Origin of the sequence: Mesotoga sp. (genome assembly GCF_035363035.1) — a bacterium.
Classification (GTDB): domain Bacteria; phylum Thermotogota; class Thermotogae; order Petrotogales; family Kosmotogaceae; genus Mesotoga.
On the sequence record NZ_DAOSEH010000030.1, the window covers coordinates 1 to 25389 of the forward strand.

Genomic DNA, 25389 nt, shown 5'->3' on the forward strand with positions numbered 1-25389 from the left:
ACTTTGTTTGCGAAGTATTCGCTCATCTATCTCCCTCCTTTCAGGGTAGAATTCTCGAATCGCCGACGTTCAGTCTGGCAGAGTTTTTGGACATTTTCGCATCGGTGTATCTGACAACGGGCAATTCGGCGAGAGTGGAGATTATTCTGCATTGAAGGGGATGTTTTTCGTAATTCAGCTTCGTCCACTCCAAATTGCCATTGCCAGTCCAGATTTTACTGAAATAGGCCTCTTGCGGGTATAGTGTGGCATGGCTCAGACTCGCCCCGGCTTTGCCGAGATTGGGTATGTAACGCCAGGCGAAGAAATTGATATTCGGGTTCTTGTTTACCTCTTCCACGGTTTCATCATCGAACTCGCCGGTCTTCATGAAATCGAGCTTCAAAAAGGTGTAGCTTTCGTAACTGGCGGCCGTGAACCAGTAATCATCGAGGTGTCGCTCGCAGGAGATATCTGCGAAGACTTTGGGCATTCCGTCCTCTTCCCGTCCACCGATGATCGGACAGGTCTTGTTCTCCCAGATTACAAAGACATATTGACCTTCCAATCCTTCGGAATTTCCCACATATCTCACAGGCGAAGCGACCTGTATCAATCTGTACTCGCCACCCGCCATCCAGTCCACATCGCGGCAATTCGAAAACTGAACGTTGACCACCGGTTCCAGAAGCTCGAAATCATGCGGGATGATTTCCAGCAAGGCTTCTTGATCCGTTTCAAATTGAATACTGATACCCGTCATGTCTCTATACACGGTTCTCACCGGGTAGAAGGGATCTCCCCCGAAGTGAACCGGCATTTTGTAGATGTGATCATCCTTCAGTTTGAACTTTCCTCTCCTGGACATCGGTACCTCCTTTTAGACTGCAAGCAAAACCGAGAACCTGCACCGAAATCGCAAGGCCTGTCGATTGCAGGTCGCGACGGGTTGGCGTTTCCTTCTATTTTTATGTAAAGAGTGTACAGAATAGCCTCAAGTTGCGAGCGTTTGTTTGTCTTACACATTACACGTGAATATGAAAGCATATTCGTCCGGGAAAACAATCTCCTCTCGAGAGTGTTTAGAGTCGACTATATTTGCTTTGAGACGATAGAGGTCGATAGTTTTACTATCTCATATTACAATATTTCTCGTAGTTTCAAGCAATCGAAGAACTCTCTGGAATTCACGATATCCGAAACGCCTTGAAATAATAGTCCCGAACGGTGCTACAATTTCAAAAGGTGGAGGTCTTATGCGTCGAAAATGTATGGAAGTTAGAATCGAGGGCTTGACCGGTTATAGCGAGGGGCTCTCTCTACAAAAAAGAGCCCTGGAAAGAGTTGAATCATCTGAAGTCGATGGTGTGCTCATCGTGCTGGAACACAGACCGGTTTTTACGACCGGCAGGTCCGGAGGCATGGAAAACCTTCTCATCGATGGCGATGAACTCACGCGACTGGGCATAGAATTACACCGTGCCGACAGGGGAGGGAACATCACGTATCACGGGCCCGGGCAGCTTGTGGCTTATCCGGTATTCAACCTGGAAAAGTGGAGAAAGGATCTTCCCTGGTACGTTTCCTCTCTCGAAGAGGTCGTGATCCAGGTTCTGTCAGATTACGGAATCGAGGCGGTGAGGAAACCAAAATACAGGGGAGTATGGGTGGGCGAGAGAAAGATCGCGGCCGTCGGGATCGCCGTAAAAAGGTGGATAACCACGCATGGGCTGTCCTTCAACATAGAAGTGGACAAAAGTCACTTCGAGCTCATCAATCCCTGCGGTTTGAAAGGGTTGGCCATCTCTTCGCTAAACAATTTTGTATCTCCTGTGAATTTCTCCGAAGTGGTGGATAAAATGGAGGAGAAGTTCTCCCTGGTCTTCGATACGAAGTTCATAAAGGTCCCCAGAGGATGGCTGGATGGTGATATATATGCGTGAGAGAAAACCCGATTGGCTTAAGGACATGATCGCCCTTGACAGAAACGACTTGAGAGAAGTGAAGCTTATGCTTCGTGGGTTGAATCTGCATTCGGTATGCGAAGGGGCCAGATGTCCGAACATCGGGGAGTGCTTCGCCTCGAAAACGGCGACCTTCATGATACTGGGCGATACGTGTACCAGAAACTGCCGTTTCTGCGCGGTGAGGAAGGGGATTCCCTCTTCTCCGGACAGATTCGAGCCGGAAAATATAGCGAAAGCCTCTAATTTGATGGGTTTGAAGCACATCGTCGTGACGTCGGTCACCAGGGACGATCTGCCGGACGGCGGTGCGAACCAGTTCAAAGAAGTGATTCGAACTCTCAGAAGGGAATGTCCGGGTACCACGGTGGAGGTTCTCATACCCGATCTACGCGGAGACTGGAAAGCGCTTGCAGAAATAGTGGGAGAACACCCGGACTTGTTGAACCACAACCTCGAAACCGTTCCGTCCCTCTACGATTCCGTCCGCCCTCAGGCCGATTATGGGCGTTCGATAAAGCTTTTGAAGAGGGCGAAAGAGATGGACTCCGCGCTTATCACCAAGTCCGGAATTATGGTCGGTCTCGGAGAGAAGGATGAGGAGGTGCTCGGGGTAATGGACGATCTTCTGGAGGCCGGCTGCAGCGTGCTTACGATTGGACAGTATTTACGTCCATCTCTCGAACATCTGCCGGTTGTGGAGTACGTGAGGCCTGAAAAGTTCGAATTTTACAGGAAAAGAGCCCTCGAAAAGGGCTTCTCCTTTGTGTCGTCCGGACCGCTTGTGAGGAGTTCGTATCACGCGGCCGAACTATTCACGGAATCAAAAACGCGTAAGTAACGGAATATAGCGTATCAGTGTGTGAAACGGGAGGTGGTGGGTCATGAAGATAGGCATCGTCGTTTACTCGCAGACGGGGCATACGCTATCGGTGGCGTCAAAATTAGCCGAGAAGCTCGCATCTCTGGGACATGAAACTTCTTTGAAGAGGCTGGAGAGTGAAGATTTCAAAATCGATGAGTTCGAGACCTTTATCTTCTGCTCGCCCGTTCACGGTGGCGAGCCTGCCCAACAGATGAAGGACTATATCAATCGGATTCCCTCTCTGGAAGGTAAAAAAGCGGCCTGTCTGGTAACCGGCGTCTTTCCGGCGAACATGGGCAGAAACAAGACCCTGGAAAGCATGAAGAGGCTTTGCGAATCGAAAGGCGCCACAGTTTGCGGTGTCGCGAGTGTTGGTTGGTGGAGCCTCAAGCGAAGCGTTCAGATAAGAGAGGCCGTAGAAAGCATCGCCTCCTGCTTCTAAAGCGCAGCATCCCGCAAAGCCGGTTGTCTCTACCCGATCTTGATTGATATAGCGGGCAAAAGTCGCTCGCCCCTACACGAGTTTATTATGGTTTTACCTCGATATACGATTCATAGTGTCTTCGTAGGGGCGCGCGACGTACACCCGTTCATATTCAAATAGAGCCTTTATTTCACCTCGTCCAGAGGTATATTCATGGCCGCCGCTACACCCTTTCCGTAGTCCGGATCGGCCTTCAGACAATTTCCTATATGCCTGATCTTTATCTCTCTGGGACAGTCGCCCATGGCGCGGGCCGTGTTGCAGAAGAGCGCCTCTTTCTGCTCGGGGTTCATAAGCCTGAAGAGTTTCCCTGGCTGTGTGTAGTAATCGTCATCGTCTTCTCTGAAGTTCCAGTTGTCGGCCGGGCCGTAGAGAGGCAGCGGCGGTTCCTTCAGCTGGGGCTGATCCTGCCATTCTCCGTAGCCGTTGGGTTCGTAGGAGAGTTTGCTGCCGGCGTTACCGTCGACCCTCATCTGACCGTCGCGGTGGTAGCTGTTGGCCGGGAATTTCGGCGCGTTGACGGGTATCAGGTGATGGTTGACGCCGAGTCTGTAACGTTGCGCATCACCGTAGGAGAAGAGCCTTCCGTGTAACATCTTGTCGGGCGAAAAGCCTATGCCCGGTACTATGTGCGCCGGGTTGAAGGCCGCCTGTTCGACTTCGGCGAAGTAATTCTCCGGATTACGGTTGAGTTTGAAATAACCCACCTCTATCAGCGGGAAATCCTTCTTGTACCAGACCTTGGTCAGATCGAAGGGGTTATAGGGCATCTTTTCGGCCTCTTCCATCGTCATGACCTGTATGAACATCGTCCACTGCGGAAACTCTCCCCTTTCGATACTCTCGTAAAGGTCTCTCTGATGACTATCGCGATCTTTGCCGATGATCGCTTCGGCTTCGGCGTCGGTCAGGTTCTTTATCCCCTGCTCCGTCACAAGGTGAAACTTGACCCATACGCGTTCGTTATTGGCGTTGATCATGCTGAAAGTGTGGCTTCCGAAACCGTGCATATGGCGGTATGAATAGGGGATTCCCCTGTCGCTCATAGTTATCGTGACCTGGTGGAGCGCCTCGGGCAACAACGTCCAGAAGTCCCAGTTGTTCTTGGCACTCCTCAGGTTGGTTCTGGGGTCGCGTTTAACGACATGGTTCAGATCCGGGAACTTCAAAGGATCGCGCAAGAAGAAGACAGGCGTGTTGTTTCCCACCAGATCCCAGTTGCCCTCCTCTGTGTAGAACTTCATCGCGAATCCCCTTATATCGCGCTCGGCATCGGCCGCTCCGCGTTCTCCGGCCACCGTCGAGAAGCGGACGAACATCTCGGTCTGCTTTCCGATCTCCGAAAAGATCTTCGCCTTGGTGTACATAGTGATGTCATGAGTTACCGTGAAGACTCCGTAGGCTCCCGATCCCTTGGCGTGCATCCTTCTCTCGGGGATCACTTCCCTGTCGAAATGGGCCAGCTTCTCCAGGAACCAGACATCCTGCAACAGCATGGGACCCCTCGGCCCGGCCGTCATCGAGTTTTGATTGTCGACCACCGGCGCCCCGACTTCGTTTGTCAGTTTCATCTTTTCTTCCATAAACCACTACCTCCCTCTGATCTCTTTGCCTTTAAGGCATGATGGACAGGTGCCCGTGAAGTTTACGTTCCTGTCTTTGATGTTGAAACCTTTCAGATCCGGTGTATCAGAACCGTCTATGTTTATTTTAAAGTTGTATATCCTTCCACAGAGTTCGCACTTGAAGTGACCGTGGTCTTGTGTGACGATATCGTACCTCGTATCGGAGTCTTCTATTGTCAATTGCTTCACCAGGCGGGCCTGGACGAAAACGTTCAGGCTGTTGTAAACTGTGGATTTAGAGAGGGTCGGAATCTCGCTGTGCAGGCTCTCATAGATCTCATCGGCCGTCGGGTGGTTTCGATTCTCCAGAAGATATCCTAGTATCTTCAACCTCTGATAGGATGGCCTCAGCTCTCTCTCTTTAAGGTAACTTATCAACTCCTCTATGGATCGCTTCATGTCGCCTCCCTTCAGGGACTGGACAAAACTCGAATTGTGTTTAAAATAAGAACCATTCTTATTTTATAATTATTATAACATATCTAATAGAGTTTTCACATCCTCCATATAAAGAGCGGCTTAAAAAACTACACCGTCAAGACTGTGCGCATAAAATGAATCGTCCTTCAAAAACTTGACTTGCAACGTCCCAAATATATATAATCATCCTATTTGAGAGTAATGCTGATTTACTGAACCAGATGAACTAAAAGATTTTCCGGTCAAAAAACGTTGCACCAAAAGGGGTGGGTTGTATGGCAGAAAAAAAGAGTTTCAACTGGATCTCGCTACTGGTAGGGATAGTTTTGATCGTGGGTAGTATTTTCGCGTTTATGAACCCGGTCGCCACTTTCCTGACTCTGGCTATCATGCTCGGCATCGTCGCCGTTGTCCGTGGTCTCATGCTGATAATAGCCTTTTTCAGGGTGAACGACAGAACGACCGTCAAAGTGTGGTTTTTTCTCATAGTCGGTATCTTGCTCACGATCCTCGGCGTAATCTTTCTTTTCAGACCGGCCTTCGCCGCGGTTGTTTTCGCAATAATGGTCGCCGTCTGGTTCATAGTTGATGCGATCAACAACCTGATTAACATCGATCGCATAAAACCTGCCGGAAAGGGCATCTATTTTCTCAGTATCGTCCTCAACCTCTTACTGCTGGTCGGTGGTATCATAATAGCCCTGCACCCCTGGATAGTGGGAATCTCCATACCTATAATAATCGGCATGGCACTTATGGCATCGGGTATTCAGCATCTGGTGATGGCTTTCTTCGGGCCGCGCGATCTGGTCTAAAACAGAAATCAACGCGGTTCGCCGTTTTCCTTAAAAAATTCGGGTGCGAAACTTAGCACCCGGGTTTATTTCATGGATAGTTGTTATTATCGTTCAGAGAAGTTCCTTCAAAACATCACCGATCTTCAGGGCTTCATCAACCTTAATAACTGGAGTCCCTTTCTCCTCGGACAGTTGCTTGAAGTAAGAATTGACCTCATCGGGAGTCACCAAAAGCACAAGATCTACGTACGGCATTATCGCGTCGATCGATCTGTTGAAATTACGTTCGGCAATATCGATTCCCCCCTCTATATGCAGACCCACAATCGACAATCCCGAAGCTCTGGCCTTTTCTATGAGTTTCTCTATTCTCTCCAGCTCTCTTTCTATATCGATTTCAATCGCTCCGCATACAGTGCATAAGTCGCCCTCGGTCATTGCGCCCGTGGCGATGACCAGCGTCTTCGGTCCGTTGCTTTGTTCGAGCCTTTCGCCCAGAGTTTCTGCGGTCATATCCAGCACGTTTACGCATTCGATGCCATACCTCATACAAACGAGTTCGAGAACGATAGAACCAGAACCATCACCCATAACGGTTGCCACCATAGGAGTTTTCACTATCGTTGTAGAATCGGCTACTCCGGCCAGAACTACGCCGGAAATCATAAGCACGGCCAGCAAAAATCCAGAAATCTTTCTCTTCATGCCTTTCCCTCCAAAGTAAAAATTGGCGACGCTCAACCTGAAAACATGACTGTACGACCCGGTTGATTTCATAATTGCGCGAGTCGTATCTAGACATATTTTATCAGATATTATACCGCATAATACTCTGGAGTTCACTCCAGATGGATATCGAAATAAATTTCCGGTGGAAGGTTAAAGCGATAGCTAGTTTTTCGATGCATCCTGTTTGAAGTCGAAGCCATTCTCTATCAAACCGATGCAGACCTCTACGATCCTGGAATCGAAGGCGGTGCCCGATTTACCGCGAATCTCTTCCAGCGCCGTCTCCATCCTGTGGGCCGGCCTGTACGGCCTGTGAGAGGTCATCGCTTCAACTACGTCCGCAACGGCGATAATTCTGGCCTCGACGCATATTTCATTTCCCTTGAGCTTACCGGGATAGCCGGAGCCGTCGAGTCTTTCGTGGTGCTGGTGAATTATTTCCGCGACTGGCCAGGGAAGGCGTGTGTTTCTGAGGATATTGTATCCTACGATGCTGTGCTGCTGAATCAGGCTGAACTCTTTGTCGTTCAACTTGCCGGGTTTAGAGAGGATTTCGGCGGGTATGGCTATCTTTCCTATATCGTGGAGCAGTCCGGCGACTTTAACGGCCTCAATCCTGGTGTCGTCCAGGCCGATTTTCTCTGCTATCTTCGAGGATAACCGGCTCACATTGCGATGATGGTATTCGATATAAGGATCTCTCGCCGTCAGAATATCGGAAACCACGGTTATTATTGAGTAAAAGGCCTCTCTGATTCTTTCGGCGGCCTCATGCCTTTCCGTCACATCACGGGCTATGCCTTCGAGGGCGATCAGCTTCTCGTTGTCGTCGAAAATGCGGACATTCTGCTGCTCGATCCAGACGACCTTTCCATCCTTTCTCACCCATCTCATAGTCAATGTTTCTCTCTGTTCGGAGTGAGTGATGTAATAGTTCGTAATATTCAGAAGCCTGTCTCTATCTTCGGAATGGACTATTCTCGTTATCAGATCGGGATCCTTGTAGAAGTTGTCTGGAGTGTAGCCCGTGATGCGGACAGATGCCGGACTGACATAGCTGAACCCTTCTTCTGGATAGAGTTCGTATCTGTAAATCAGATCGTTGGCCTTCTCTGCCAGCAGCCTGAACTTCTTCTCGCTCTCGATCAAAGCCTTTTCGGCTTTCTCTTTGGCTATTTTGATCTCCTTTTTCTCCAGTGCCTCGACGACCGCGTACGGTAGCCTGGCCATGTGCTCCTTTATCACATAATCGATCGCTCCGGCCTTCATGCATTCGGCGGCGGTGTCTTCGTTCATGGAGCCTGTCAGGATTATCACCGGGAGCTCCGGAGCGTTTTTGAGAACCAGCTCTATAACCCTCATCCCGTCGAAGCCCGGCATAAGATAGTCGGAGATTACGAGGTCGGGCGAGAACTCCTTCAGCTTTTCCATGAAATCGTGTTCCGTATCCACCACAGCGGCCTCGATTTCCGGAAAGACTCTGGAGATCTCCCATCTGGCAAGATCGACGTCAGTCGGCAGATCTTCCGCGAAAAGGATTTTTATCTTACCTTTTTTACTCATCTTCGGACTCACCTCGATGGAAGCCTGTTAAGTACCAGCCAGTAATCGTTCATCTGTCTCAGTGACTGAATGAAATTCTCAAAGTTGACGGGCTTCACGATATAACTGTTCGCCCCCAGTTTGTACGATTCTTCGATATCTACTTCCTGGGTGGAAGAGGTGAGAATGACGACCGGTATAATACTGGTCCTGGGGTCTTTCTTTATCTCTCTAAGAACCTCTATTCCGCTTACTTTAGGAAGTTTCAAATCCAGTAAAATCACCTTTGGAGAGCAAATGACGCTACGATCACTGTATTTGCCGCGGGCAAATATAAAATCCAGAGCCTCCTCGCCATCTTCGGCGACCACGATATTGTTTGCCAGTTTGCTCTTTTTGAGAGCTCTCAGTGTGAGTTCGATATCCTCGGGATTGTCTTCCACCAGAAGTATCTCGACTACGCTATCGATCATCTCTTTCACCTCTAGGGGATGGAAAAGTAGAAGGTCGCTCCTTGATTCTCTTCGCCTTCGGCCCTTACGGAACCTCCATGCCTGTGAATTATCCTCTGAACTATCGAAAGGCCAACGCCCGTCCCTTCGAACTCTTTGGAGCTGTGAAGCCTCTGGAAGATTTCGAAGACCTTGTTCGCATATTTCTGGTTGAATCCGACGCCGTTGTCCTTCACGTAGTACGTGTTGGTTCCGTTCTCTGAATAACCACCGACCTCTATGGTTATAACCTCCCTGGTAGCCGAGAACTTCAAGGCGTTTGAAAGCAGGTTTATCCACACCTGTTTCATCATGACGCTGTCTCCATAGACCTCCGGAAGGTTCTGCACCGTGAATTTGACTTTCTCGCGAAGTTCGACAGTCACCACTTCATTAAAAAGCGAATTTACCATGGCGATCATGTCTATCTTCGACTTCACCAGTTCGGTCCTGTTCACTCTGGACAGAGCCAGTAGATCTAGAATCAACTGGTCCATCTTCTTTATGTTGCGCTTTATTACCCCGAAGAGCCTCAACCCTTCGCTGTCTAGCACGTTTACATAATCTTCCTCGATTATTCTCGAATACCCGTCCACGGCCCGCAAAGGGGCCCGCAGGTCGTGGGAAACCGAATAGGCGAAGGCCTCGAGTTCCTTGTTGACGGCCTCGAGCTGTGTGGTCCTTTCGGCAACTCTTGCCTCGAGCTCGACGTTCAATCGCTCTACTTTTTCCTGGTAAGTGCGCATGTCGGTGATATCGTGGACGACCTGCAACTTCGATATGCTTCCGTCGTCGTTGAAAACCGGTATGTCGATCAGGTCGTAAATGCGGCCGCTTCTTTCGGACCTGCGTTCCCAGCGGATCGGTTGGCCGGAATGAATTTGATCGTTTTTGCACCATGGGCATGGAGCGTCGAATTCTTGAAAGAATTCATAGCACTTCTTACCCTCTATTGGGCCGTATTTTTCTATGAGAACAGGATTCACGTACTCGATGTCGTAGTTCTCGCTAACCATATAGATGCCTTCAGGTATATAGTCCAGTATCTGACGGAGTTTTTTTCTTTCGATCTCGAATTTTCTCTCGGCGTTCTTCTGTTCGGTGATATCCCTGGCGAAGACCGATACCCCTTCGCCTAACGGATAGATGTTTATCTCTAGTATCGAGGTCTTTCCTCTGCCTCTGTATTCGAAGAGCGAAGATTCCGGTTTTCCATTCTGGAGTACTCTTCGGTAGGAGGCCATGGCTTTTTCGGTGGTTTCATCTTCGGGGAAGATATCCGCCACTTGCTTTCCTATAACATCTATGGACTTGAGTCCGGTCATAACCTCGCAGGCGCTGTTCCAGTATATGTATCTCAGCTCTTTATCGAGAGCATAAAGCATGTCCGTCACGCTTCCGGTAACCTTCGCAAGGAGTTCCTTGGTCTCGAGCTGCTGTCTTTCCAGGGCCTTTTTTTGAGTAATATCGAAGGCGTATATTCTGGCTATACTGGCTCCGGGAATAGGGTTCAGAGATATAAAGAAGATCTTTTCTCCTATGGTCTTTTCATAATTGAAGGAAGAAGGTTCTTCCGACTTCCAAAAACCCGGCGGAAGCTCCTCCGGCAGAAATATACCCGGATTTTTCAATCCACTCGAATTCAAAAATGATGTAGCCGCAGCGTTCTGGTAGGTTATTTTTCCGTCGATATCGATGTCGAGAATAGGGTTCAGGTTCCTTTCGACCTCCGTAGAAGGGCGGAAGTCACGCTCCGTCCGGTCAAGACTTGATCTTTCGTGACTCATAAGAAACCCCCTGATTGTCAGATGGGATTGATTTCTGCAACTGACAAAAACATTATAACATGGTACATATTTCCGAAATCACGCTCGAAATACACTTCCAGGTTTTCAAACTTTCGCATTTATGAAAAAAGACGTCCTGCACAGTTTCCGTCTGCTGAGTTTGTTATCTCCAAGTATCTCCCTCATATCCTCGACTGAAAAGTTACATCGACATCTGGTAGATGTTCCTCAGATCCTCGGTTTTCAGGTTTCCTGGAGTTACGCTTACAAGCCCTCCCATCGTTCTCATGGCGTCTTCAGCCAGGATTGAAAGCATGGAGCTCTCCACTCCCAGTTCGCCGAGGGAAATATCGAGACCGACATTCTTCTGAAGCCTGCGGAGCAAGACTATGGCCATCTTCGAAAGCTCTTCCACGCCTATGACGCTTTCGGGCGCTCCCATAACCCTTGCAACTTCTGCCAGTCTCTCCGCGATATGCGGACGGATGTATTCGAGCAGCGAGGGGCCTGTAGCACAGAGTCCGGCGCCATGTGTCGCGTTGTAGTGGCCGCTAACGGGGTGTTCCAGCGAGTGGTTGGCCACACAACCCGAAAGCGTCTCGCATATGCCGGCCGCCGTGCTCGCCCACGCGAGGGCTACTCTTGCGTCCAGGTCGTTCGGGTTTTCATATGCTAGAGGCAGATAATAGTTTATAAGCGACATCGATTCCAGAGCCAGAAGATCGGAGGCCGGTTGATGATTCAAATTGATATAAGATTCTATTGAATGGTAGAAGGCATCCATACCCGTCGCTGCCGTTTGTTCGGAAGGAAGCGACAGCATCAGTTCAGGATCGACTATCGAAACGGCCGGAAAGATCTCGTCGAAACCCACGCCGATCTTCTCGTTGGTCTCCGGGTTGGTGACCACCGCGAAGGGGTCGGCCTCGGTCCCCGTTCCGTGGGTCGTGGGGATCGCTATTACGGGCAAGGCCGCTTTCGGCTTTCTGCCGCCGCCGGCGCCGGTGTAATCCCAGCACTTTCCTCCGTCCTTCGCCACGAGGGCAATAAACTTGGAGGAGTCGATCGGGCTGCCACCGCCCAATCCTATGATGAAATCGCATCTCTCCTTGACGGCTATTGAAGCACCTCTGTCGATACTGGTAGAGAGAGGGTTGGGTACTATCTCGTCGAACACTACCGAGGAGATCCCTTCCTCTTTCAACAGCCCGATCACTTTATCCAGCAGACCGGTCTTCTTCGTACTGTGCCTTCCCGTAACTATAAGCGCTTTCTTGCCCAGTCTCCTGGAATGCTGTCCTACCTTGCCGATAGTTCCGCAGCCGAAGATTACTCTTGTGGGAAGAAAATAATCGAAAGTTTCTATGCTCTTCATACCTTTTGACCTCCAGACTAATCGAAATACTGCATAAATGATACCACGGGCCGGGCCGCTATCGCCTGGAAAGTCGTCTCTTTGTGACCTTTTGTGTGTAGGGCGTGTGTCAGTTCACGACTTCTATTATCCCTGTGTAGTGGCCCATCCAGCAGCTGAATTTATACTGGCCGGGAAGCTGCGGGGTGAATTCTACAACGCTGGTGTTGCCCCTGGTGAGTTCTACACGTTGGGGAAAGAGGTTTCGTGAGATGATAGCGTTGGTGCAACCGCTGGTGCCAATATCTTCGATCTCCCACCTGACGGGAACGCCGGCTTTCACCTGGTAATAATCAGGCGTATAACCTCTCGCGCTGGCTACAGTTCTTATAACCTGTATATCCGGTCCGCTCTGGACAATATCCAGAGTCTCTTCCACAACTTCCTGAATTCCAACCGTCTCTTCGACATCTACGACCTCTCCCGTTTCCATTGGCCCGGCTTCATTCATAACTATCTCTTCTTTTTCACCGGCCGTTGCCAGAACGGTCGGCGAATCATCGGGAGTAAATGAAACCTGCTCGCCGGTTCCGATGGTAAGATCGTTCAGGCTTGGCAGTCCCAGAACGTTTAGCTGGCTGTTCACGTTGTAGATGACGAAAAATATTATCAGAACCGCCGCTATTTTCGTGAAGACTTCCGATAAGCTCTTCATGGCGAAGAACTTGATTGATGAAGCCCCTATGGCGATGAGCGGGAAGAAGGTTCCAAGCGCGAAAAAAAACATTATCATCGAGCTATGGAAAGGAGAGCCCGAGAGTAGCGCCAGAGCCTGGGCCGTTATCGTGAAGCCGCAGGGAAGGAAAAAGGTTGTAGCGCCCAGTATGAAAGGCATCATTCGTCCACGTCTGGATTTATCTACTGCCAGCGCTTTACGTAAAAAGGAAGGGATCGATAGACTCACCGTGTGGATTCCCAGCATTTGTAGTGCAATTAAAAACATCACTATCGAGACCGCTATCACGAGGATCGAAGAAAAGGTCAGCGAGATTTTCAGACTCTGTCCAAGCCAGCCCAGCAAGAATCCGAAAAGGCTGTAAAAGACCAGACGTCCGGCATGAAAGATCAGATGGGGTTGTAGCTTTTGAAGAAAAGAATCCTCAGAACTGTAAAGCGAATACCACTGTTTGGAAACGGAAAGAACCAGACCTCCCACGAGAGCCGCGCAGCTCGATATCCCTGCTACCAGTCCGAAAAGGAAGAAGCCTACCAGCGACGAGCTTGAATCGACGTTTATCAAGCCGCCTATGGCGAGTTTCTCCACGGCGAAAAAGACTATAATGGCCAGAGAAGCGGCAACGAGTACCTTGACGGCTTTTCCGATAGGCTTTTCCGGCTTCGTCTCAGCGACACTGTAGTCCGTTCCGCTCAAGATCTCGTTGATACTTTCGACCGAGATAACCTCTCCCAGGAATTCAATCTCGACCGAGGAATCTTTCAGGGAGGCTCTGGCCCTTTTTATGCCTTCAACTTCTTCCAGTTTACTTTCGACAAAGAGCTGGCAGTTCTGGCAATGCATGCCGCGTACGAAAAACGTTTTTGATGAAGAGGATTTCGAGCTCAACTGAGTCACCTCGCAGATGAAGAGTGAATAAAACCAACAATAATTGTCTGATTGTAGCATATAGCAGACAGTTTTTGTCTACTCAAAAGTGTGACAGATACGTTTTGCTATGGTTCAGAAAATCGATGGACCTCACGAAGAAAGGCCGAGGAATGTCGGCTGGCAGCTTTTCTTATATCGATTGACGTCGAGTCGGCTTGATAGGGAAAGGTGGCTGACCAGTCAGATAGCGTTGTGCGTAATCACTCCGGGGAATATGGATTCCAGAATTCGAACTTTCCCGGGTGGTTCGGAAATTCCCCACGGGATGTTCTTCCAGGGGCCGACGCGCAGCTTTCCGAGTCTCCACAGTCTCATTGGCGAAAGTCTTCCGGTGAGAAGAGTGGCGAGATCTGAGATCTCTATCTCGAAATCCTCCACCGCTTCACTTATCTCTGCCTTCCCGTTTCCGATCGCGATTTTCACGTTATTTTCCGGCAACAATCGATCCTTTATCTTCAAAACGACACTCTCTGAGGGAGAAGTATCTATCAGTCTCGAAACGACCGGAAGCGGATCGAGGACTCTTACCATACGCGATGAGGCGTCCATAATTTTTAGCTCTCTCCCGGCCTGCCATCTCGAATGGAAGAGGAGTTCCACCGGAAAATCGGGCGGCATCTTCCGCATTTCAAAAGTTGCGATCTGATCTCTGTGATTCAGCAGAAACCTCTTCAGCGCGTAGAGGCCGGCGAGATCGATGAAGGCGAAGCTCTCGATCACCATCTTCCTTTCTTTTTTGCCGTATATCATCATTCCGTGGGACAGCCCTCTGTCATCAATGGCCACGGCGCTAAAGAGCGCCTTCCTGTGAAATATCTCCTGACTGCATGCGTCGATCTCGATAGCTTCGGTATAGCGAGAGGTCTCCCAGAGAGTTTTACGGGTTTGCGAAATTAGTTCTCTCATCTCGTCTTTCTCAAAAAGTTTCCCGGAAACGAGCTTGAGGTTGTCCTCTTCCATATCACCGGACAGGAGGGAATAGTCGAAGGTGTACTCGAGGCTCTCGAAACCCAGCCCGAACCCGAGCTTCACGTAGAAATCATGCTTGAAGGGGTCGAGCATGATGAAGTGAACACCTCTATCTTTGGCTTCCTCGATATCTCTCAGCAGGATTTTCCTGGTTATCCCACCGTTGCGATACTCGGGAAGGGTGGCGACGGCCTCGACATACCTGCATTCGAAGATTCTGTTCCGGATCTTCGCGAGATATTTGTAGCTTATGTACGCTGCGACGAGTCTCTCCCGGTCGAATGCGCCCCAAACGTAGTCCCAGAGAGAAGGGTCGGAAAAGAAATACTCGCTCTCTTCCGGTTCGAAATACTCGAACGACATCGAGAAGATCTCGATTATTCGCTCCTTGTATGCACTGTCGATCCTTCTTATTTCCATTCAACGCCCCCTTTCAAACCGTACCAATAATGATACCAGATCAGGCCGTCGGGCGGTTCCCGCCTGATGATCTCCTGGTTGACAAAAACAGACAGTACAGCATAAAGACAGACTGGACCGAATCAGCGTCTCGCACTCTTCCTGCGGGAGAGTTTGATAGAATTGCTCTGTGCAAACTCGCCGATCCACCGGAGGCGTGTATTAGCCGTCGAGTAACGGACGGTCTTTTCCATCTATCTATGAAATGGAGGCGCTTATGGATAAGAAGATCAAAGAGGCCCTTTTGGTTCGAAACGAGAGGATCATCGAGGCCGTGATCGAGAAATCAGTGCGTGTTTGCCCCGGTTCGGTCGCACTGATAGGTATCTACGGCTCATTTGCCACGGACGATATTCACGAAAAGTCCGATCTTGATCTGTTCATAGTGATAAACGATCCCGACGGCTACAAGATCAGTTCATGCTTCATTCTGGGAGATGTCGCGCACGACGTCTATTGCACGACATGGGAGCAACTCGAAGAAATGGCCCGATACTCGAATCCGTACATCTCCAGGTTGATGGATCTCAAGATCGTTTACTGTCCAGATGACAAGTACCGTCAAAGATTCATGGAGCTCCGCGACGCTGCCTGTAAACGTCTATCATCCTCTTTGAGCGAGTCCGATCTGCAGAACATAAAAGTCCACTTCGGGGAGGCTCAAAGATCGTACGCGGACGTTATGATGAGCGAAGAAACTGAAAGAGCCAGGTATGCATCTGCCAGATTGATCTACTATTCCGAAATGATCGTATTTCTCATGAACAAATCGTATGTGAGGCTCGGGGTAAAACGGAGGCCCGAAGAGATCGAAAGGATGCAGAGATTACCGTCCGGTTTTCTGGTTAGCTACCATCTACTGGTTGAAGCCGACTCGCTGCGATCTATCAAGAGGCACGCAACATCGCTGATTCGATGTATTAAGGATGAAATTGAAGAGATCAAAAGCAAGGTGCAGAGTAAGAAAAAACTCGACCGGCAGGCTCTGGAGGGGTCTTACGAGGAAATACACTCCGACTGGAAGAACAAGATGGGGCTGGCCGCGAAAATCGGCGGCAAATATCTTTCGCTTATGACGGCAGCCAGCTGCCAGTTTTTCTACGATCAAATGAGCGAAGAATACGAAGGCGTTTCCGTGGATCTGATGAAGCACTTTGACATCAACGATCTCTCAGCATCGGCGAAGGCATTTGACGAAGCGATGGAAAAGTACAAATTGCTTTACGAGAAAAACGGCGTCGATGTGAAACGGTATGCGACTATCGAGGAATTCGAGGACGACTACCGGAATCATTAGGTAAAATCCTATCAAGGCGAGGATATATAGCGGGGTCTCTCTTCCTCTCTCTTTCTCTCTCTCTTCTCTCTCTCCCTCTCTCTCTTCTCTCCTCTTCCCGCGCTTACGCCAACAGCCATTATTGGAAAGTGAACTGGTCGTCGGAAGCGGGATGACTGTTGCAATCTCTCCGGTAGTGTAGTAATATTCTATTTACTCCTATTGATTGCAGGAATACTCTCCTGCAGTTTTTTTATGCCTTTTTTCAGTTGATCCACTCTCGCAACTTCAACCCGGTAAATCAACCCTGAAGGAGGTGTTGTGTTTGTCCGGTCTGGCCATCGCCATGACTTCTTTCAACAGGAGCCGGGCGTATCTTTTGAACCATCTGGTCAACAACCTCGGCAGTTTCATCTTCGGCTACATCTACGTGAGTATATGGAAGGCAGCGCTGGGAGATTCTCCGGAAACGCAGGCGATGGTGACCTATATCATGGTGAATCAATCGATTCTCTGGGTCACGATGTTTCTCTCGCGCGGAGCCTACATTCCGCAGAAGATAAGGGAAGGGACGATCGTTTTCGATCTTTTGAGACCTTACGGATTGCTTTTCTGCAGCTTCTTCGAGGTCGCCGGTCACGGTCTATACAGTTTGATCTTCAGGGCGATCCCGATATTCCTTCTGGGCTATCTTCTGCTCGGCGTATCGCCTCCGGAGATAGGAAGGTTGCTTCCCTTCTTGCTGACTCTGTTCAACGGTTTTTTGATATCGTTCCTCTTCAACTATTTCGTCGGATTGTGGTCGATCAAATTTCTCAGCCCAACGGCTGCGCAGGGACTTCTGTACATGACCATGAACCTGCTGGGAGGCGCCTTCCTTCCGGCCGAATACTATCCGGGATTTCTCCGTTTCCTGATGCCGCTCCTGCCGTTCGCCTGCGCCAACTACTATCCTTCGAGCGTTTATCTGGGCACGGTGAGCCTGATCAGGGCCCTGGCTTTGCAGTGTTTCTGGATAGTCGTGCTTTTTCTTCTGGCGCTGTACATGACGGAAAAACTCACGAGATCGATCCAGGTCCAGGGGGGCTGAGATGAGGAGCGTTATCGCACTTTTCATGGCCAGTCTCAAGGCGCAGTACGAGTACAGGTTGAACTTCTGGCTGGATACGCTGATCAACGGAGCCAACCTTTTCAGCGACTTTCTGCTGATGGCCTTCTTGATGTTGAGTTTCAAGGAGATCGGCGGCTGGAGTCTTGGAGAGATCGCGATCATATATTCGATCGTCGAAATGGGATGGGGGATCTTCAGGTTTTTCGGCGAGGGACTTCACAGGTTCGAAGAGCTCATGGTGACCGGAAGGTTCGACCTTCTCCTCATCAGACCCATGAACACGGTGAAGCAACTGCTGCTCGAGAGGATAGATTTCAGGCGGTTGGGAGTCGTGGTAGAGGCCCTGGCCGTTGCCGTTTTCGGTTTTACGGCCAGTCGCATCGATTTTGGAGATATGTGGCTCGCTTATATCTCTCTGGTCTTCTTTTCGACCGCCATGACTTTCGAGATAAACATAATACTGGCCGCAATAGCCTTCTGGACTGTCAGGAACTCCGACATAATCGTTCTGGCGTTCTATTCGACGAGAACGGCGGCGATGTACCCGGCACACATCTACGGGCCGGTCCTGAAAAATGTCCTGACCTTCATCGTGCCACTGGCGAGTGTGGCCTACTTTCCTGTGGGCTATCTCACAGGAAGGATAACGAGTATCATCGCCCTTATCTCGCCGGTTTTAGGGGTGACCGCCCTGCTGCCGGTAACGGTCTTGATATGGAAGCTCGGTCTCAAACACTACGCAAGCACGGGAACCTGATAACCGAAAGGAGTCTTATGCAAATAGTCAATGTCGAGAATCTTCAAAAGAATTACACAGTTTACCAGAGAAAGGGTTTGTTTAGAGAGAAGCGCATAATAAGGGCGCTGCAGAACATCTCCTTCACCGTGAACCGCGGGGAGTTTCTTGGCTACATAGGCCCCAACGGCGCCGGCAAATCTACGACCATCAAAATACTGACGGGAATCATGACCCCCGACGGCGGCTCGGCCATCGTCGACGGGATGGTTCCTTACCGCGAGAGGAAGCTTTATGTCAGAAACATAGGGGTCGTCTTCGGCCAGAAGACGCAGCTCTGGTGGGACCTCCCTGTAAGAGACACCTACTCGCTCCTAAAGGCGATCTACGGAGTTCCCGAGTCGCGGTTCAAAGAACAGATCGGTTATCTTTCGGGCCACCTCGAGCTGGGTGAGATAATGGACAGGCCGGTCAGACAGCTGAGTCTGGGCCAGAGGATGAGGGCCGAACTGGCGGCCGCTCTCGTTCACGACCCCGAACTTCTGTTCCTGGATGAGCCGACGATCGGACTGGACATCGTTTCAAAGCACAGAGTCCTCCAGTTCCTCAGGGAGCTTCATTCGAGGGGCAAGACCATCTTCCTGACGACGCACGATCTGAAGGACATAGAGGCGCTCTGCCAGGAAATTCTGATCATCAACCACGGCAGCCTGGTCTATAAGGGAACTCTTGAAGGACTGAAAGGCATGGTGAAGCTTCCCAGGGTTCTGAAAATACAGTTGAGGGAAGGCGCCTTTTCTCTGGACGGTAGATGCACCGGCTTCATCGAGAGATACGCGGCCAGGTACGACTCGAAGACGGGAACTATTGACGTTGAACTGTCGGACACAGCCAGGCCGGCGAACGTGGCGCGCGAGTTCATGCAGGTGATGGAGATAGAAGATTTCAGAATAACCGATCCCTCGATAGAAGATGTGGTCAGGGTAATTTACAGAAAGTGATCGAGCGTTTTTGCCGGGAATAGGAAGAACTTGCGCGAGGTTCGGTCAAACGGCCGCCGACCTGGATGAAAGCAGGCCTATCAGATCGTCGTAGAGTATCTTGGTGCTGCCCCTTCCCATCATAACGCTCTTGTCTATCTTCTTGATCGAGTGTATGACGGTAGGGTGTTGCTTTCCGGTATCGCGTGCTATCTCCACGACCTGCTTGCCGAAATGCTGTTTGAGTATGTACATCACGAGCTGCCTGGCGAGAACTATCTCTTTGCTCCGGTTATTTCCCTTTATATCCTCTCTGGATATCTTCATTACGTGTTCGATCGCGTCGTAGATCTGGTCGATCGGCTTCTGGCTTGAAGGAACGGCCGACGAACTGGCGAAGGATTGCAAGATCATGCTGGCCAGCGATATATCGATCCTGGTGTTGTAAACGCTGCTGTGAACTATGAGCTTGATTATGGCCCCCCTGAGTCTTCTGAGGTTCCCGTCGATGTTGTTTGCCAGTATCATCGCCACGTCATCTGGGAGGTTCACCGACTCGCGCTGAGCCAGCTTTTTCGCGATGTGGAACCTCGTTTCTGCCTCCGGCTGCTGTATGGTCATCAACATGCCCATCTGAAACCTGGATATTAGCCTGCTGTGAAAGTTGTCCAGCTCCTCGGGATTTCTGTCGGAACATATTATGAGTTGTTTGCCGGCGTCGTGAAGCTCGTTGAAGGAATGGAAGAATTCGGTCTGGACGCCCTTCTTTCCTATGAGGAACTGTATGTCGTCTATGAGAAGAACGTCCGATCTCTTCCGGTAGTGATCCCTGAATTTCTGGATGTTGTTCTCTTTTATAGACTGGATCATGTCGTTCATGAACTGTTCGCTGGTGATATAGAGAACCTTCTTGTCGGGGAAGTTCGTCATGGTCTCCTGGGCGATGGCCTGGAGGAGGTGGGTCTTTCCCAGTCCGACGCCTCCGTGAACGAAGAAGGGATTGTACTTACCGGGATTACGTGTGACGTCGCGCGCCACTTCGTAGAGCGCCCTGTTTTCTTCGCCGACCACGAAGTTTTCGAATGTGTATTCGGGATTGAGGTTGGAAATCATCAGAGGTTTTCTCTTCAGAAGAGAGCCGGCCTGTTGATGTACTACCGTCTCTTCTTTCGAAAGCTCTCCGTTCTTGAAGACTATCTCGAAAGGCAGCTCCTTTCCGGTGGCTTCGTGAATCGACCTGTTTATGACTCCACCGTACTTGGTCTGAAGCCAGTCTTTTATAAAGAGATTCGCGACGGAAAAGACAACCCTGTCATCCTCTACAGATTTCAATTCAAAAGTGGAGAACCAGTTGTCCCAGGTCTTTTTGGCAACCTTCTTTTTGAGGACGTTTATAATTTGGCTAGACACAACTACCTCCACGGATCAGTTACTGTAACCCCGAAGCAAACCGCACAATCGAAAAAAGAACCCCAAATGATCTCGCTGAAGTAATTACTACTATACCAGAATCGAACCCTAGAAAAAATAGACAAATTTTGTGTGCCACTATAGAAAGGGGCAGACAAAAAGTCCGCCCCTAGATGTGACAGTTAAGAATATGCGACTATTCTACTGTTATTGCTTGAACTGGACAGGAATCGGCTGCGTCCTGCGCACAGGCAGCCTCGGTTTCGGGAACGATTGCCTCGGCCTTGCCGTCGTCGGTCATCTTGAAAACGTCGGGGCAAATCCCTTCACAAACACCGCAACCTATGCATGTATCTTTGTCAACGTAAACCTTCACTTCTTACACCTCCGCCTAGAATATCGATGTAAATTATAACATGTTACGGCAAACATCTACGATGATTTTCGCCATTTCGAGGCCGACTCTCTTCTGTCCTTCCGAAGTGCTGGCTCCGATATGAGGCGTGCATATTACGTTACCGAGACCGATCAATTTTCTGCGCAATTCGTCCGACGGCGGTTCAACCTCGAAAACATCCAGCGCGGCACCGGAGACCTTCTCGGATATCAAACCGTTGTAAAGAGCCTGTTCGTCTATCGTGCCGCCACGGCTTGCATTTATTATGATAACGCCGTCCTTCATCAGAGAGATCTCTTTTTCGCCAATTATATGTTTCGTTTCCGGAGTCAGAGGGATGTGCAGGGACACTACATCGGCCTTCGGAAGAAGCTTCTCGATGGAATCGACCAGAGTGACTTCGAGATCGGTGGAATTGACATAAGGATCGTAGGCGACGACCTTCATGCCGAAAGCCAGAGCTATCTTGGCTACAGTTCTTCCGATGGCGCCGAAACCGATTATTCCCATAGTCTTGCCAAAGATTTCATTTCCCTTAAGATCTTTCTTCTCCCACTTTCCATCCTTTATACCGTAAACACCCCTGGGAATATGACGGACTAGTCCCAGCAACAGTCCAAAGGTCAGTTCGGCCACCGATATGGCGTTGGCGCCAGGCGTGTTCTTAACCATGATTCCTCTGGCTTCGGCCGCTTCGGCATCGACGTTGTCAAGACCGACGCCGGCCCTGGCTATTAGCTTGAGCTTCTTACCGGCCTCAATTATTTCGGCCGTCACTTTAGTGGCGCTTCTCACGACCAGGATTTCGACCTCGGGCATAATCTTCAGCAGGGCGTTCTTATCCAGCGCTTCGGCCGTGATATCGAATAGGCCGCTGTCGGCCAGGATCTTCATCGCTGTTTTGTCCAGAGGATCGTTGGCGTGCAGTCTAAGCATTATACGCCCTCCTTCTCGAAGATCTCCATCGCAACTTGGGCGCCGATTCCGTATTCGACGTGGCGGCCGAGTTTTCTCAGAACCTTCTCGAGTGCTGTAAGTGCGATTACTACATCGTAATCGGACATGTAACCGAGATGGGCGATTCTGAAGATGTTACCCTTCATGGTTCCCTGACCGCCGGCGATGGTTACGCCGTACTCGTCACGCATAATCGAGACGATCTTGCCGCCAGGCACCCCTTCGGGCACTTTGACCGAAGTGAGGACGTTGCCCGGTCTCTTCGAGAAGAGCTCCAGTCCCATGGCTTTGATGGCTTCCCTGGTGGCCTTTCCCATAACGGCGTGGCGCGCCCAGATGTTTTCCATACCTTCCTTCAGGAGCATTTCAACGGCCAGCCTTTGCTGGTAAATCAGGTTGACAGCCGGTGTCCATGGAAGCGGATCTTTGAGGTATTTTTTCAGATTGAAATAGAAACTCGTTGTCTTCGTATTCTGAGCCTTTTCGATAGCCGCTTTGCTTACGGAGATGAAAGCCAGACCTGGAGGAAGCATGAAGCCTTTCTGCGAACCGGTAACCACGATGTCTAGTCCCCACTTGTCGGTTTCGCAGGGTTCGGCCACCAGACCGCTTATGCCATCGACCGCGATCAGCTTTCCGGCCGCTTTGACCACCTTGCTGATACCTTCGATATCCATAACCGTGCCTGTCGAAGTTTCACTCAAAGTTGTGAAGACCGCAACCGCGTCGGGATTTTCTTTTAGCGCCTTCTCAACCATTTCCGGAGTGTAGAAGTCTCCGTACTCACCGCTGACAAGCACTATCTCTGCGCCGATAGCTTTGGCTATCTCCTGCCATCTTTCACCGAACTTTCCAACGGTACAGACGATAATCTTTTCTCCTGGATTGACGATGTTGGTTAATGCCATTTCCATTGCGCCCGTACCGGAGGATGCTAGTATGAAGAGGTCGTTCTCGGTTCTGAAGACCTCTTTCGTACCCTTGACGGCCTCTGTGAAAATCCTGTCGAATTGCGGAGTTCTGTGATGGATCGTATCTTTTGCCCCCTCGAGAAGAACATCAATAGGGACAGGGGTCGGCCCGGGAGCCATCAGGTAATTTTTCTTAATCATCTTTGCCAATTCAGGCACCTCCATTCGATAATAAAGTACATTCTGTATCAGATGGAACATCGTGAAAAAATAAATCGCGTCTGAGATCAGACGGAAAGAGCGACCTTTTTTATACTACTAGTGTAGAGTAATTAGCCAACCTTAACAACACCCGGAAATCCCCAACAAGTATAATGATCGCTCGTTGGGACAAAACATCTACGGGAAGCTCTTCGTAACTCTTTCCAATAACTTCATATGAACCCGGGAGAGACGCTGAACATTGTTCCAGCTTTCTGGCATACTGAAGAGAGAGTTTTCAAGTCTCAAAAATCGAACGGCGATGTTATCATCTTGCGATCGAGACTATAAAGGGAGTGATTGTTTTGAAACGCATGGTTCTTATCCTTTTTCTCTTCTTCTCACTCACGCTGATGCTTGCGATATCTACCTCGGTGGAGAAAGTCTGGGGGAGTTACGGAACAAAGAACGGTCAGTTCAGCGATCCACAGGGTATAGCGACCGACAGCAAGGGAAATGTGTATGTGGCCGATACGCTGAACCACAGGGTACAGGTCTTCGATTCGAATGGGAAGCACAAATCCTCTTTCGGCAAATTCGGAGAGAAGAACGGAGAGTTCAGATTCCCGCACGATATCGTAGTCGATTCTAAAGGAAACATTTACGTGGCCGATTCTCAGAACGGGAGAGTTCAAAAGTTCAACGACAAATACAAGTTCGTGAAGGCATGGGGCAGCAAGGGGGCCGGCGAAGGACAGTTCGACGGCGCGATGTTCATGGCGATCGATTCCTCCGACAGAATATACGTGGGAGACGCCTTCAACCAGAGGGTACAGATCTTCGACAGCGAGGGACTCCTTCTGAGAACCGTCGGCGGAAAGGTTACCATGATGGAATCCATGGACGACGGTAAGCTCGCGACGGTTTCCGGACTCGCCGTCGATGCAACCGGCAACCTCTATATCTGCGACGATTTCAACAGGAGGATACAGAAGTTCGACCCGCAGGGCAACTTCCTCCTCAAGTGGACGAGAGGTGTCAGTGGAAACTTCGAGTTGCCCGGCCAGATAGCCATAGATAAATCGGGAAATGTCTTCTTTCTGGAGAAGCGACAGAACAGGGTCTATATGCTCGATCCATCGGGCAACTACATCTACGAGTGGGGAAGCGAAGGCACGGGAAACGGCCAGTTCAAGAGCCCCTTCGGAATCGAGATCGACAAGAGCGGATTCCTTTACGTTCTAGAACTCACCGGGAACAGGATTCAGAAGTTCAAGATAAACTATTAAGCGGTCGGATGACTGTCATTAATAGGGTTTGTCTGGAGGGCCATTCAGTGTATTATTTAATGATAGCCAGAAAAAACGGCTGAAAGGAGGTTGTTCGTATGAAAAAGGTTGTAATTTCGATTCTCTTCGTTTCCCTCATCTTTGTGGCCTCTTTCTCTCAAAGATTGCTGCCGAAAGACACCGCCAAGTTCATAGACATAGTTACGGGAGGTACTTTCAACAGTTTCCCCGACAGATTTATCGGCGAAGCTTTCGAGGAGTATTTCGAGAGCCCGAGGTGGCGTTATTACAAAGACATTGAAGAAGATGTGGTGGAGTTCACCGGTACTTTCACAGACGAGACAGGCCAGCCGGCAACCGTTACGATGCGTTTTACCGTAAAGGAGGCCGATGAGACCTTCATTCTCGGGTTCTGGGCAATCAACGGCGAGCCGCAGGACAATAGTCTTCAGTACGCATTCCTTGAGAAGATATTCATTACCGACGAGAAAGAAAGGGCCATATCCGTGGTTAAAGACGGCTATTTCTACGATTTCCCCGGCAAGATCATAGGAGAGTACTTCGATAATTTCTTCGACGACACCAGCTGGGATTTCTTCCTGTCCGGCGACGGCCTGAACGTGGTCGAATTCATCGGGCACCATTACCCGGAGGGGAATCTGGAAGAGGTCGTGATGCAATTCACGGTCGATCTCAACGAAAGAACCTTCGACATCGCCTACGTGGGAGTGAACGACGAGACCAAGGACGATGCCTACATAGATACAATGCTGGGCAATATACTCGGCTCTCCGCTTACACTGGTAAAGGGCAGTTACTTCGATATCTACTACAACACGATGACCCTGGGAGAGGCCTTCGACTGGTTCTTTGCCGATCCCTACTGGAGTTACTTCGTTTCCACAGAAGATCTGGTCATAGTGGAATTCTCGGGCTCCTTCGATCTCGGCGGCGTACCGGCGCAGGTCTATATGCAGTTCGAAGTTTACG

24 protein-coding genes are annotated in these 25389 nt (G+C 49.9%); 10 read left to right on the forward strand and 14 right to left on the reverse strand.

Annotation, left to right across the window (positions count from 1 at the left end; translation table 11 throughout):
- Window positions 1-40: 40 nt before the first annotated feature.
- Window positions 41-847 carry an acetoacetate decarboxylase family protein gene (locus tag PKX57_RS06265; RefSeq protein ID WP_214048377.1) on the reverse strand — a complete coding sequence of 269 codons (807 nt, stop codon included), beginning with the start codon at window positions 845-847 and terminating at the stop codon, window positions 41-43.
- A gap of 388 nt (window positions 848-1235) precedes the next feature.
- Between PKX57_RS06265 and lipB the strand changes: the two genes are divergently transcribed.
- Genes lipB through PKX57_RS06280 form a run of 3 tightly spaced genes read left to right on the forward strand, consistent with a single transcriptional unit; the run spans window position 1236 to window position 3250 of the window.
- Window positions 1236-1922, forward strand: coding sequence for a lipoyl(octanoyl) transferase LipB (gene lipB, locus PKX57_RS06270; protein WP_472416429.1), 687 nt, complete (start codon window positions 1236-1238; stop codon window positions 1920-1922).
- Window positions 1915-2784, forward strand: coding sequence for a lipoyl synthase (gene lipA / locus PKX57_RS06275; RefSeq protein ID WP_214048375.1), 870 nt, complete (start codon window positions 1915-1917; stop codon window positions 2782-2784). The genes lipB and lipA overlap by 8 nt, the downstream gene beginning before the upstream one ends.
- A gap of 43 nt (window positions 2785-2827) precedes the next feature.
- Window positions 2828-3250 (forward strand): flavodoxin domain-containing protein, encoded by a 423-nt coding sequence (locus tag PKX57_RS06280; RefSeq protein ID WP_213920575.1) that lies wholly within the window; start codon window positions 2828-2830, stop codon window positions 3248-3250.
- A gap of 167 nt (window positions 3251-3417) precedes the next feature.
- On the opposite strand, the gene PKX57_RS06285 is transcribed toward PKX57_RS06280, so the two are convergent.
- Window positions 3418-4875 (reverse strand): catalase, encoded by a 1458-nt coding sequence (locus PKX57_RS06285; RefSeq protein ID WP_213920576.1) that lies wholly within the window; start codon window positions 4873-4875, stop codon window positions 3418-3420.
- A 6-nt stretch (window positions 4876-4881) separates the two neighbouring features.
- Window positions 4882-5316, reverse strand: coding sequence for a transcriptional repressor (locus PKX57_RS06290; RefSeq protein WP_213920577.1), 435 nt, complete (start codon window positions 5314-5316; stop codon window positions 4882-4884).
- A 296-nt stretch (window positions 5317-5612) separates the two neighbouring features.
- On the opposite strand from PKX57_RS06290, the gene PKX57_RS06295 reads away from it, so the two are divergent.
- Window positions 5613-6152, forward strand: coding sequence for a DUF308 domain-containing protein (locus PKX57_RS06295; protein ID WP_213920578.1), 540 nt, complete (start codon window positions 5613-5615; stop codon window positions 6150-6152).
- Between the two features lie 93 nt (window positions 6153-6245).
- Here PKX57_RS06295 and PKX57_RS06300 read toward each other — a convergent pair whose 3' ends face one another.
- From PKX57_RS06300 to PKX57_RS06330, 7 genes are all read right to left on the reverse strand, one after another.
- Complete coding sequence (locus PKX57_RS06300; RefSeq protein WP_472416431.1) at window positions 6246-6839, reverse strand: DUF6305 family protein; 594 nt, start codon at window positions 6837-6839, stop codon at window positions 6246-6248.
- A gap of 186 nt (window positions 6840-7025) precedes the next feature.
- Window positions 7026-8426 (reverse strand): HD domain-containing phosphohydrolase, encoded by a 1401-nt coding sequence (locus tag PKX57_RS06305; RefSeq protein ID WP_213920580.1) that lies wholly within the window; start codon window positions 8424-8426, stop codon window positions 7026-7028.
- An 8-nt stretch (window positions 8427-8434) separates the two neighbouring features.
- Window positions 8435-8878 (reverse strand): response regulator, encoded by a 444-nt coding sequence (locus PKX57_RS06310; RefSeq protein WP_213921498.1) that lies wholly within the window; start codon window positions 8876-8878, stop codon window positions 8435-8437.
- Between the two features lie 11 nt (window positions 8879-8889).
- Window positions 8890-10683, reverse strand: coding sequence for a PAS domain-containing sensor histidine kinase (locus tag PKX57_RS06315; protein WP_472416434.1), 1794 nt, complete (start codon window positions 10681-10683; stop codon window positions 8890-8892).
- A gap of 202 nt (window positions 10684-10885) precedes the next feature.
- On the reverse strand, window positions 10886-12058 hold the full coding sequence (locus tag PKX57_RS06320; protein ID WP_472416436.1) for an iron-containing alcohol dehydrogenase: 1173 nt from the start codon (window positions 12056-12058) through the stop codon (window positions 10886-10888).
- Window positions 12059-12167: 109 nt separating this feature from the next.
- Entirely contained in the window at window positions 12168-13661 is a 1494-nt protein-coding gene (locus tag PKX57_RS06325) for an urease accessory protein UreH domain-containing protein (protein ID WP_472414811.1), read from the reverse strand.
- A gap of 222 nt (window positions 13662-13883) precedes the next feature.
- Complete coding sequence (locus PKX57_RS06330; RefSeq protein WP_472416438.1) at window positions 13884-15092, reverse strand: GNAT family N-acetyltransferase; 1209 nt, start codon at window positions 15090-15092, stop codon at window positions 13884-13886.
- 256 nt (window positions 15093-15348) lie between these two features.
- On the opposite strand from PKX57_RS06330, the gene PKX57_RS06335 reads away from it, so the two are divergent.
- The 4 genes from PKX57_RS06335 (at window position 15349) to PKX57_RS06350 (ending at window position 19255) form a co-directional block, all read left to right on the forward strand.
- Window positions 15349-16428 (forward strand): nucleotidyltransferase domain-containing protein, encoded by a 1080-nt coding sequence (locus PKX57_RS06335; RefSeq protein WP_214048372.1) that lies wholly within the window; start codon window positions 15349-15351, stop codon window positions 16426-16428.
- Between the two features lie 304 nt (window positions 16429-16732).
- Complete coding sequence (locus tag PKX57_RS06340; protein WP_214050314.1) at window positions 16733-17497, forward strand: ABC-2 family transporter protein; 765 nt, start codon at window positions 16733-16735, stop codon at window positions 17495-17497.
- Window position 17498: 1 nt separating this feature from the next.
- On the forward strand, window positions 17499-18275 hold the full coding sequence (locus tag PKX57_RS06345; protein WP_472416441.1) for an ABC transporter permease: 777 nt from the start codon (window positions 17499-17501) through the stop codon (window positions 18273-18275).
- 17 nt (window positions 18276-18292) lie between these two features.
- Window positions 18293-19255 (forward strand): ATP-binding cassette domain-containing protein, encoded by a 963-nt coding sequence (locus PKX57_RS06350; RefSeq protein ID WP_214048096.1) that lies wholly within the window; start codon window positions 18293-18295, stop codon window positions 19253-19255.
- Window positions 19256-19300: 45 nt separating this feature from the next.
- Here PKX57_RS06350 and dnaA read toward each other — a convergent pair whose 3' ends face one another.
- The 4 genes from dnaA to PKX57_RS06370 form a co-directional block, all read right to left on the reverse strand.
- Window positions 19301-20644: a chromosomal replication initiator protein DnaA gene (dnaA, locus tag PKX57_RS06355; RefSeq protein ID WP_472414807.1), complete on the reverse strand. Its 1344-nt coding sequence runs from the start codon at window positions 20642-20644 to the stop codon at window positions 19301-19303.
- 196 nt (window positions 20645-20840) lie between these two features.
- A complete protein-coding gene (locus PKX57_RS06360; RefSeq protein WP_213921592.1) occupies window positions 20841-21020 on the reverse strand; it encodes a ferredoxin in 180 nt (59 codons plus the stop codon).
- A 33-nt stretch (window positions 21021-21053) separates the two neighbouring features.
- Entirely contained in the window at window positions 21054-21977 is a 924-nt protein-coding gene (locus tag PKX57_RS06365; protein ID WP_472416443.1) for a hydroxyacid dehydrogenase, read from the reverse strand.
- Window positions 21977-23119 (reverse strand): pyridoxal-phosphate-dependent aminotransferase family protein, encoded by a 1143-nt coding sequence (locus PKX57_RS06370; protein WP_472416445.1) that lies wholly within the window; start codon window positions 23117-23119, stop codon window positions 21977-21979. Before PKX57_RS06370 ends, PKX57_RS06365 begins: the two co-directional genes overlap by 1 nt.
- A 365-nt stretch (window positions 23120-23484) precedes the next feature.
- Between PKX57_RS06370 and PKX57_RS06375 the strand changes: the two genes are divergently transcribed.
- Together PKX57_RS06375 and PKX57_RS06380 are read left to right on the forward strand one after the other, a co-directional pair.
- The gene (locus PKX57_RS06375) at window positions 23485-24399 is read left to right on the forward strand and encodes a 6-bladed beta-propeller (protein WP_472416449.1); all 915 of its coding nucleotides are present in this window, start codon (window positions 23485-23487) and stop codon (window positions 24397-24399) included.
- A 98-nt stretch (window positions 24400-24497) separates the two neighbouring features.
- Window positions 24498-25389 (forward strand): hypothetical protein (locus PKX57_RS06380; RefSeq protein WP_472416447.1); only part of this gene is annotated, 892 nt, incomplete at its 3' end.

What these genes read in the sequence shown, in the direction of transcription:
- PKX57_RS06265 (WP_214048377.1), bottom strand. Translation starts at nt 847, where the DNA reads ATGTCCAGGAGAGGAAAGTTCAAACTGAAGGATGATCACATCTACAAA.
- lipB (WP_472416429.1), top strand. Translation starts at nt 1,236, where the DNA reads ATGCGTCGAAAATGTATGGAAGTTAGAATCGAGGGCTTGACCGGTTAT.
- lipA (WP_214048375.1), top strand. Translation starts at nt 1,915, where the DNA reads ATGCGTGAGAGAAAACCCGATTGGCTTAAGGACATGATCGCCCTTGAC.
- PKX57_RS06280 (WP_213920575.1), top strand. Translation starts at nt 2,828, where the DNA reads ATGAAGATAGGCATCGTCGTTTACTCGCAGACGGGGCATACGCTATCG.
- PKX57_RS06285 (WP_213920576.1), bottom strand. Translation starts at nt 4,875, where the DNA reads ATGGAAGAAAAGATGAAACTGACAAACGAAGTCGGGGCGCCGGTGGTC.
- PKX57_RS06290 (WP_213920577.1), bottom strand. Translation starts at nt 5,316, where the DNA reads ATGAAGCGATCCATAGAGGAGTTGATAAGTTACCTTAAAGAGAGAGAG.
- PKX57_RS06295 (WP_213920578.1), top strand. Translation starts at nt 5,613, where the DNA reads ATGGCAGAAAAAAAGAGTTTCAACTGGATCTCGCTACTGGTAGGGATA.
- PKX57_RS06300 (WP_472416431.1), bottom strand. Translation starts at nt 6,839, where the DNA reads ATGAAGAGAAAGATTTCTGGATTTTTGCTGGCCGTGCTTATGATTTCC.
- PKX57_RS06305 (WP_213920580.1), bottom strand. Translation starts at nt 8,426, where the DNA reads ATGAGTAAAAAAGGTAAGATAAAAATCCTTTTCGCGGAAGATCTGCCG.
- PKX57_RS06310 (WP_213921498.1), bottom strand. Translation starts at nt 8,878, where the DNA reads ATGATCGATAGCGTAGTCGAGATACTTCTGGTGGAAGACAATCCCGAG.
- PKX57_RS06315 (WP_472416434.1), bottom strand. Translation starts at nt 10,683, where the DNA reads ATGAGTCACGAAAGATCAAGTCTTGACCGGACGGAGCGTGACTTCCGC.
- PKX57_RS06320 (WP_472416436.1), bottom strand. Translation starts at nt 12,058, where the DNA reads ATGAAGAGCATAGAAACTTTCGATTATTTTCTTCCCACAAGAGTAATC.
- PKX57_RS06330 (WP_472416438.1), bottom strand. Translation starts at nt 15,092, where the DNA reads ATGGAAATAAGAAGGATCGACAGTGCATACAAGGAGCGAATAATCGAG.
- PKX57_RS06335 (WP_214048372.1), top strand. Translation starts at nt 15,349, where the DNA reads ATGGATAAGAAGATCAAAGAGGCCCTTTTGGTTCGAAACGAGAGGATC.
- PKX57_RS06345 (WP_472416441.1), top strand. Translation starts at nt 17,499, where the DNA reads ATGAGGAGCGTTATCGCACTTTTCATGGCCAGTCTCAAGGCGCAGTAC.
- PKX57_RS06350 (WP_214048096.1), top strand. Translation starts at nt 18,293, where the DNA reads ATGCAAATAGTCAATGTCGAGAATCTTCAAAAGAATTACACAGTTTAC.
- PKX57_RS06365 (WP_472416443.1), bottom strand. Translation starts at nt 21,977, where the DNA reads ATGCTTAGACTGCACGCCAACGATCCTCTGGACAAAACAGCGATGAAG.
- PKX57_RS06375 (WP_472416449.1), top strand. Translation starts at nt 23,485, where the DNA reads ATGGTTCTTATCCTTTTTCTCTTCTTCTCACTCACGCTGATGCTTGCG.